Annotated in this window: 10 protein-coding genes; 9 read left to right on the forward strand and 1 reads right to left on the reverse strand. The window is 39.9% G+C overall.

Features of this window, described 5'->3' with window-relative positions; all coding sequences use genetic code 11:
• Positions 1-63: 63 nt before the first annotated feature.
• Positions 64-1,905, reverse strand: coding sequence for an excinuclease ABC subunit UvrA (locus ABDZ53_RS11470; RefSeq protein WP_343756650.1), 1,842 nt, complete (start codon positions 1,903-1,905; stop codon positions 64-66).
• A 225-nt stretch (positions 1,906-2,130) separates the two neighbouring features.
• On the opposite strand from ABDZ53_RS11470, the gene ABDZ53_RS11475 reads away from it, so the two are divergent.
• From ABDZ53_RS11475 to ABDZ53_RS11515, 9 genes are all read left to right on the forward strand, one after another.
• Positions 2,131-2,529: a group-specific protein gene (locus tag ABDZ53_RS11475; RefSeq protein WP_343756651.1), complete on the forward strand. Its 399-nt coding sequence runs from the start codon at positions 2,131-2,133 to the stop codon at positions 2,527-2,529.
• Positions 2,530-2,565: 36 nt separating this feature from the next.
• Positions 2,566-3,012, forward strand: a complete 447-nt coding sequence (locus tag ABDZ53_RS11480) for a GNAT family N-acetyltransferase (protein ID WP_343756652.1) — start codon at positions 2,566-2,568, stop codon at positions 3,010-3,012.
• A gap of 74 nt (positions 3,013-3,086) precedes the next feature.
• Positions 3,087-3,614 carry a GNAT family N-acetyltransferase gene (locus ABDZ53_RS11485; protein WP_343756653.1) on the forward strand — a complete coding sequence of 176 codons (528 nt, stop codon included), beginning with the start codon at positions 3,087-3,089 and terminating at the stop codon, positions 3,612-3,614.
• 134 nt (positions 3,615-3,748) lie between these two features.
• Positions 3,749-4,219, forward strand: coding sequence for an SRPBCC domain-containing protein (locus ABDZ53_RS11490; protein WP_343756655.1), 471 nt, complete (start codon positions 3,749-3,751; stop codon positions 4,217-4,219).
• Between the two features lie 178 nt (positions 4,220-4,397).
• Complete coding sequence (locus ABDZ53_RS11495) at positions 4,398-4,898, forward strand: amidohydrolase family protein (protein WP_343756657.1); 501 nt, start codon at positions 4,398-4,400, stop codon at positions 4,896-4,898.
• A complete protein-coding gene (locus ABDZ53_RS11500; protein WP_343756659.1) occupies positions 4,837-5,673 on the forward strand; it encodes an amidohydrolase family protein in 837 nt (278 codons plus the stop codon). The genes ABDZ53_RS11495 and ABDZ53_RS11500 overlap by 62 nt, the downstream gene beginning before the upstream one ends.
• A 100-nt stretch (positions 5,674-5,773) precedes the next feature.
• On the forward strand, positions 5,774-6,328 hold the full coding sequence (locus ABDZ53_RS11505; protein WP_343756661.1) for a hypothetical protein: 555 nt from the start codon (positions 5,774-5,776) through the stop codon (positions 6,326-6,328).
• A 212-nt stretch (positions 6,329-6,540) separates the two neighbouring features.
• A complete protein-coding gene (locus ABDZ53_RS11510; RefSeq protein ID WP_343756663.1) occupies positions 6,541-7,635 on the forward strand; it encodes an MATE family efflux transporter in 1,095 nt (364 codons plus the stop codon).
• Between the two features lie 63 nt (positions 7,636-7,698).
• Complete coding sequence (locus ABDZ53_RS11515; protein ID WP_343756665.1) at positions 7,699-7,938, forward strand: hypothetical protein; 240 nt, start codon at positions 7,699-7,701, stop codon at positions 7,936-7,938.
• Positions 7,939-8,494 lie beyond the last annotated feature (556 nt).

Consider the following 8,494-nt stretch of genomic DNA (forward strand, 5'->3'; position numbering starts at 1 on the left):
CATCCAACCCTATTATAAAGGACTTTTTTATGTCATGAAACAGTTAAATGTTTTAATGCAACACTAGTGACTTTCTTCTACTGTCATATCAAGAAGTTCTACAACATTTTTCCCTTTATAGGTGTGAGATAAAGCTTCTTGGGAATAGCGAGTCCCATTACAATGCTCACATAAAATGGTTACCGGATCAGCAAAAGCGACTTCTGGTTGAAGGTACCCTTTCCCTTTACATACAGGGCACGCACCCAATGAATTAAAACTGAACAAGCCAGCTGGTTGTCCCGTCGCTTTAGCAAAGGTTTTTCTAATATCATCCATAATGCCCATGTAGGTGGCTAAAGTAGAACGGGTTGAAATACCAATCCCTTTTTGCTGGACAACAATGGCTTCAGGATAACGTTCAGTAAATTCATCGACCATAAGAGAACTTTTACCCGAACCCGATACACCAGCTACGGTTAAGAGGATATTTTTGGGAACCTCAACGGAAACATGTTTCAAATTGTGTTTCGACGCTTGATGTATGGAATACGTCTCATCCCAGTCCCGTACCTCAGATTTCAAAGTCAACGGTTCATTTAGGGCATGAGCGGTTGGGGTATCTTGAATTGTTTCAAGTGAGCCTTGATATATGATTTCTCCACCTTTTGTTCCGGCTCCAGGCCCCATCTCAACAATCATGTCCGCTTCTTGCATAATAGCTAGATTATGCTCCACAACTAAAACGGAGTTAAACTGATTCCTCAGTTGTTTGAGGATATCTATTAGTTGAGAGACTTCTTCTGGATGCAAACCAGCACTTGGTTCATCCAGGATATAAGTGAAGTTATTTAAGTTGGACCCTAAGTGACTCGCAATTTTTAAGCGCTGAGCTTCCCCACCGGATAGCGTCCGGACTTGGCGATTTAAGTTCACGTAACCTAGTCCCATATGAATCAGTTGTTCGACAGTCGGAATAGCTTGCTGGGTCAGAGACTTGCCTAAAGGATCATCTATCTCTTTCAGTACGTTTACTAACTCGGTCAGCTCTAACTGATATAGGTCTGCGATATTCAAGCCGTTGATTTTAGATGCGAGTACTTTTGGATTGAGTCCTATTCCCTCACAAGTGGGACACGGTGCTGTGGTACTGACGGCTTTCACATCCGTTTCATCCACTTCTTTCAGTTTTGATATATCCCGATCGATATAGAGCCGTTTGAAACGAGGGATGAGACCATCCCATTTGGAACGGTGAGGCCCATTTTTTGTGTGAAAAGGCATGATCACTTCTTTGCCATCTGGATCACCGTAAAGAAACAGATTCAGCTTATCCTCCGGCCAGTCCTTTAAAGGCGTATCCGGGTCAAAAATGCCTCCGGTGATCATCCAACGGCCTTGCCAGCCTGCAGGAGATAAAGGTTTGAACTGGACAGCATAATCACGGAGAGAAAGGGTGAAGTCAACTAATGAGTGTAAATCAGGTGTAATGACCTCTTTATTCCCTGAACATGTTGGACACTGCCCGAAGGAACTCTGACTTGAGAAATCGATAGCTTCTCCAATTTTAGGCTGACCGATACGGGAAAAAAGCAAGCGAATGAGAGGACCTAAATCCATGTAACTCCCGATAGTGGAACGCTGATTGCCACGGACTTGCTGTTGTTTGATGACAATCGCTGAAGTGAGATTTTTCATCAAGTCAGCTTTAGGTCGTTCATGAAGCTCCATATGACGACGCAGATACTGTGAATAATTCTGTTCCATTTGGCGTTGACTTTCAGCTGCTATCGTATCAAAGACCACTGAACTTTTCCCTGAACCGGAAAGCCCAGTAAAGACAATGAGTTTTTCTTTTGGAAGAGTTAAATCAATGTGTTTTAAATTATTTTCACGCATACCGCGCAAAAGCATTTCATCTTTCATAAAGCTGCCTCCCTGTTCACTCGTTTAAAATCATCTTAACACTGGCAAATAAAAATACAACTTTAGTGGATTGTCATCGACAAGATGGTGAGTGGACTGAAAACATATTTCAATCAACCAATGAAAGTGAAGCTCCTTCACTAATAATGGCAACTTTATGTAGTGAGCGAGTTCTTCTTAAGGTATGATAAGGATAAAGACGGATGAAGAAGTGAGTGATGAAAAATGAAAAAATTTTACGTGGCATCAAGCTTTAAAAATAAACAAGCTGTCCGCTCTGTGAGTAAACGTTTAAAAGATAAGGGATTTATTCAGACGTATGATTGGACAGAAAACAGCCGAGCATCTGAAATAGAAGAGCTAAAGAGAATAGGCATTCTGGAAAAGGGAGCTGTGATGGATGCCGATTTTTTAATCGTGTTGTTGCCAGCAGGTAAGGGGAGTCATATTGAATTGGGTATCGCTCTAGGACTAGAGAAACCTGTTTATCTCTACTCTCCGAATGATGAAGTAAATCATCCAGACACAACGAGTACATTTTATCACCTAGATAATGTTCACCCATACATAGGAAGTTTGAATGCTTTTATTCAGACAGTTTTGTCAAAAGAACAAAATAAATAGGAGCCGATTTTCAATTTAAAGTTTGGAGGAGAACAGATGACTCAAGTGACTATTAAAGAAGTGAATAAAAGTAATGAATCTGAAGTAAGAAAAGTAAGATTGAAACCCGACCAGGAGACGTTTATTGAGAGTGTGGCTGAATGCCTTGAAGAAGCAAAGGAGTATCCTCAGTGGCAGCCAGTTGCTATTTATTCTCATGATAAAGTGGTTGGCTTTGCAATGTATGGGTCTTTTGGTCCGAATAAAGACACCTGGATCGATCGGATTATAATAGATAAAGACTATCAAGGACTTGGATTAGGTAGCGAAGCAATGAGACAACTTATTGAGATAGTTTCAAAGAGATATGGCGTCAGAGTGATCTATCTCAGTATTGTTGAAGGAAATGAAGTGGCAGCCCATATATACAATCGCTTAGGGTTTGAGTATACAGGTGAAAAAGATCCGAATAGGGAACGTATATATCAATACGAAATCGATTAAAAGGTTGCATCTAGCTATGGAGAAGGAATTCAGAATAAAAGGGTCAATAGATTGAGACAAAGGAGAAAAACCTCATGCGTATAAGAAAAGCTAAGCAATCGGATGCAGAAGATATCGCAAAAGTCCATGTGGATAGTTGGAGAACGACGTATAAAGGGATTATTTCAGATAAGTTTCTCAACCAATTGTCATATGACCGGCGAACAGAATTATGGCAAGGCAACATTTCAAAAGAGGATACTTATATTCTTGTGGTTGAAAATAGTGAGGGGCAGATCGTTGGTTTTGCGGATGCCTGGAAAAGAGAAACGAATATAGTTCCTTATTCCATTGATTTGACTTCCATTTACTTATTAGAAGACTACCAGGGAAAGGGAATAGGAAAGATGCTCATCAGAGAGCTGTTTACCTATTTTAAAGAAAAAGGGTATGAGAAAGTGTTTGTAGATGTTCTTGAAGAAAACAAGAGTCGGTACTTTTATGAGCATTATGGAGCGAAACACATTAAATCAGTTGAAATAAAAATAGGGGATGCTTTACTGAATGAGTTCATTTACGAATGGAATGACTTAGACTGTGCCCTTGAAAAATTGAATGCCTGACAGGCAGTGAAGAGAGAGGGAATGGCTAACGGGCCAAGTGATTCATTCAGAAGGTAGCTTTTTAAGATCATCAGTCAAGAAAAAACAGGATGGAAATAGCAGAGTGGTATTTATTTCAAAGGAGAGTGGAGACAATGCACGGAAGAATAGATACGGCTTCAAGAGTCATTCAAGCCTCACCGCGAGCCCTTTATCAAGCGTTCATCAATCCGGAATCTTTAGCTTCTTGGCTCCCACCGAAAGGGATGTCAGCGCATGTGGACTTATTTGAACCCCGAAAAGGTGGACGGTATAAGCTTACTTTAACCTATGAGTCAGAAGATGCCGTAAAAGGGAAGACGTCTGAAAACACGGATGTCTCTCAAGGTGTATTTTTAGAGATTGTTCCTCATAAGAAAATTGTTCAATCCGGAATGTTCGACTCAGAGGATCCGGCTTTTTCTGGTGAAATGGTCCAATCATGGTATTTCGAAGCTGTTTCAGAAGGCACAAAAGTGACCCTTATTTGTGAAAATGTCCCTATTGGAGTGAGGAAGTCAGACCATCTAGATGGGTTGAATTCAACGCTCAATAATCTGGCTGCTTTTATGGAAGAACTCAAATAATGAGCTGGAAAAAAGAATGACTCAGAGATTATGAATGGGCTGGAGACAGTTTTGATGATTTGTATATGTATGCCCTCCTAGAAACGGACTGTCAAACCAAAGAAAAGAGTTCAAATTAAAAGTTGCTAATGTGAAATAAAGCTAGTAAAGTAGGTTAAAAAGCAAGAGGAGACTAGTAATGAAAAAGAAATTTATCAATGCCACTATTTACAAGCACGATGATGCTTCTGAACTTTTAATTGAGGATGGGAAGTTTAAAGCCATTGGTAATAATCTAGGTGAAGCAGACGAAATCATTGATTTACAAGGTCGTTTTGTTTTACCTCCTTATGTGGATTCTCATTTGCATCTAGACTATTATTTCACCGGTCAAGATGATGACATTAAAAATGAATCAGGCACTTTATTTGAGGCCATCGATTTATGGAACGATTATAAAAAAGGAACAACGAAAGAAGAGATGAAAACACGTATCCGCCAGGCTGTTAAAGATGTGGCTTCTTACGGGACACAATTCATACGAGCCCAGACGGACTGTACCGATCCTAACTTAACCGGTATTAAAGCCGCTTTGGAGGTGCGTGATGAACTGAAAGACAATATCAATCACGATTCAAGTGGTCGCTTTTCCTCAAAACGGCATGTTTTCTTACAACGAAGAAGGAAAGTTCGGTCGTGACTTAGTTGAAGAAGCCTTACAATTAGGGGCCGACTGTGTGGGCGGCATTCCGCATAATGAATGGTCAGCTGAAGACGGGAATGCCTCTATTAAAGAAATTGTCCGTTTAGCTATTAAGTATGATAAGCTGATTGATGTGCACTGTGATGAAACAGATGATGATCAGGCCCGTTTCTTGGAAATGCTGAATGCAGAAGCGATGAAACAGGGATACGGAAAGTCAACGACCGCTTCTCATACGTGTTTCTTCGGATCTGCAAATGATTCCTATGCTTTCCGTATGATGGGCTTATTCCGTCAGTCTGGAATAAACTTTGTTGCATGCCCGACAGAAAATTTGTTCCTGCAAGGGCGTCAAGATACCTATCCAAAAAGGCGTGGTTTGACACGAGTGAAAGAATTCGTGGATAACGACATCAATGTCGCTTTTGGTCAGGATTCGATTGTGGACTTATGGTATCCAGCTGGATCAGGAAATATGATGAATATTTTAGATAACGGCCTGCATGCCACACAGCTCATGCGCGAAGAAGACTTCCCTCGTAATTTTGATTTAGTGACTTACAACGGGGCAAAATTAATGCAATTAGAAGATGTTTACGGTCTAGAAGAAGGCAAACCCGCACACTTTATAGTGTTGGATGCCCCTAGTGCTTTCGAAGCGCAGCGTCGTCGCGTGGAGTGCCTGGCTTCCGTTCGCCACGGAGAGTATTTATTCAAGAAAGAACCTCGTGTATACGCTACGGAATTGGATATCGACCGCAAAACAAAATAAAGGAACTATAAAAAAATCTGATTAATACGTATGGCCTCCAAAGTTTGCTTAAGCTATAACTTGCGGAGGTCATTAAACTATATAATAAAAGGATGGGTGATTGGCAATGGATGAGGATTTAAAAAAAGCATTTGAAAAATCTAAATCAGGCACAAAGGATGAGCAGTACGAGGCTTATTTAGACATACTGGAAATAACTGATCAAGAAGTAGATTGGGCTTATGAGGTCTGGGATCAGTTGCTGGAGGATTTATCACACACAGACAACCATCAACGATCCAGGGCAGCCCAATATTTAGCGAATCTAGCTGCTAAAAGTGATCCGGAAAATAGAATGGTGACTGATTTCCCTCAGCTTTGGGAAGTGACAAAAGACAAACGCTTTGTCACAGCGAGACATAGTTTACAAGCCATTTGGAAGGTTGGACTGGCTGGAGAGGCACAAAAACAGCTGGTAATGGATGCGATGGTTGACCGCTTTGAAAATGGAACAGAGGAAAAGAATTATACGCTTATCCGTTCCGATATCTTACAAAACATGAAACAGCTATATGAGCACTTAGAAGACGAAAGTATAAAAAACGAAGCCATGAGATTAATAGAATTAGTTGATGATCCTAAATACAAGAAAAAGTATCAGAAAATTTGGAACTAGGCAGCTTACATTATTAAATAGACACTTTCAATACGAAGGTGTCTGTTTTTTTAATAGATATCTTTATTAAATATTATGCTAATCATTAGTCTTGCAAATAAAATTGACACCCCATAAGAATAAGGATATAATACTGAAGCAGTGCTACCGGCCGAAAACCAAGGGCGGTAGTACTTTTTCTGTGTGTAAATAAGTGAAAGAAGGCAGTATAAATGAAAGAAAACAAAATGGGCACCATGCCTATAAATAAATTGATTTTAACCATGTCTCTACCGATGATTATTTCTATGGTGGTGCAGTCTTTATATAATATAGTGGATAGTATATTCGTGGCTCAAGTAAGCGAAAATGCTCTGACGGCTGTGTCTTTAGCTTTTCCTATCCAAAACTTGATGTTAGCCGTTCAGATAGGGACAGGAGTAGGGATTAACGCTTTACTTTCAAGGAAATTAGGAGAAGACAAGTTTAAAGGAGCGAATAAGGCAGCTCTAAATGGAGTCTTTTTGGCTGTCGCTCATTACATGCTTTTCTTGATTGCTGCTTTCTTCTTAGTTGAACCCTTTTTTAGAGCACAAACGAGCGATCCGGAAATCTTAGCATCTGGCATATTGTATTCCAAGATTATTATGGTTTTTTCTTTTGGGCAGTTTATCCAGGTAACAGCTGAAAAATTATTACAGGCAACCGGTCGAACAGTCGATGCGATGTGGGTTCAAGGGATAGGAGCAGGCATCAATATTATACTTGACCCTATAATGATATTTGGTTTATTAGGCTTCCCAAGAATGGGCGTAGCAGGAGCAGCTTGGGCAACGGTCATTGGTCAAAGCATAGCGGCAGTTGTTGGTATCCTATTAAATGTCAAACGGAATAAGGAACTGAACTTTAATGTGAAAGGCTTTAAACCTGAATGGGCCATCATTCGTTCCATCTATGTGGTCGGTATCCCGTCTGCGGTCATGACTTCGATTACTTCAGTAACGACTTTTGCATTGAATATCATTTTAATCCAATTTTCGACGACAGCGACAGCGGTATTTGGCGTGTATTATAAATTACAGAGTTTTGTCTTTATGCCGATATTCGGCATTAACAATGGGATTATTCCAATTATCTCTTACAACTACGGAGCTAAAAATAAGAAGCGTATCACGGATACGATTCGGTTAGCCATTATGTATGCCACAGCTATTATGTTGGCTGGCTTCATTTTATTCCAGGTGTTCCCAGAGCAGTTATTAACTCTATTTAATGCATCTGAAGAAATGATGGCCATTGGTGTTCCGTCGATACGGATTATTAGCTAGTGTTTTGTTTTAGCCGGCTTTAATATAATTGCGACAACGGTTTACCAGGCTTTTGGCAAAGGAATGCTCAGCTTATCTACGTCTGTTGTCAGACAGCTCGTCGTTTTGATTCCTATAGCTTATCTGCTTTCACTTACTGGAGATATTAACGCTGTATGGTGGTCATACCCTCTAGCGGAATTGGTTGCGGCAGCCTTATGTGCATACTTCTTGTATTCTTTATATAAACGAGTCATTAACCAACTCCCAGATGATACGATTGAAGAAGTCATAGTCACTGAACCAGTCATACTAAAAAAATAAAAAGAGCAAAAACAACTGAATCATTGTGTTAACAATTAGTCACAGTCTATTATGGGTCTATAAACAAAAAGATGGTACAATGAATCAGTCATTAAGGAAAAAGCTGGAGGTGTTAAACATGAACAAACGCTGGAATATAAACCAGATTAACGAATTCGTAGAAAAGAACTCAGAGAGCACGTTATTGTCTACTGAATACCATGGATTTTCTCAAAAGTTACTTTTTAGATGCGAATGCGGGAACACCTTCGAAAAAACATTTACAAAGTTTAAAAACAAACATCAACGGAAGTGTGACGTCTGCCAACCACCCAAAGAATCACGCTAAGAAACGAATTCATCTCCTTTCGCATCTGAAAATGACTAGCGAAGGGAGATTAAATTCATTTTAAACTCCCTTCACGCATTATTATCTACTCTGAAGGGCGATAAAAACCCCTTTTATCACCCTTCGTGCATCGTCAAGTGTGATGAAGGGAGGTAAAAGAAGGGACTGGGAAAAAACTCAGTCTAAATAAATCAGCCCAGCCATTTATGTTAAAAAATAAATGGCTGG

The sequence above is a fragment of the Alkalibacterium iburiense genome (assembly GCF_039521845.1).
GTDB lineage: Bacteria > Bacillota > Bacilli > Lactobacillales > Carnobacteriaceae_A > Alkalibacterium > Alkalibacterium iburiense.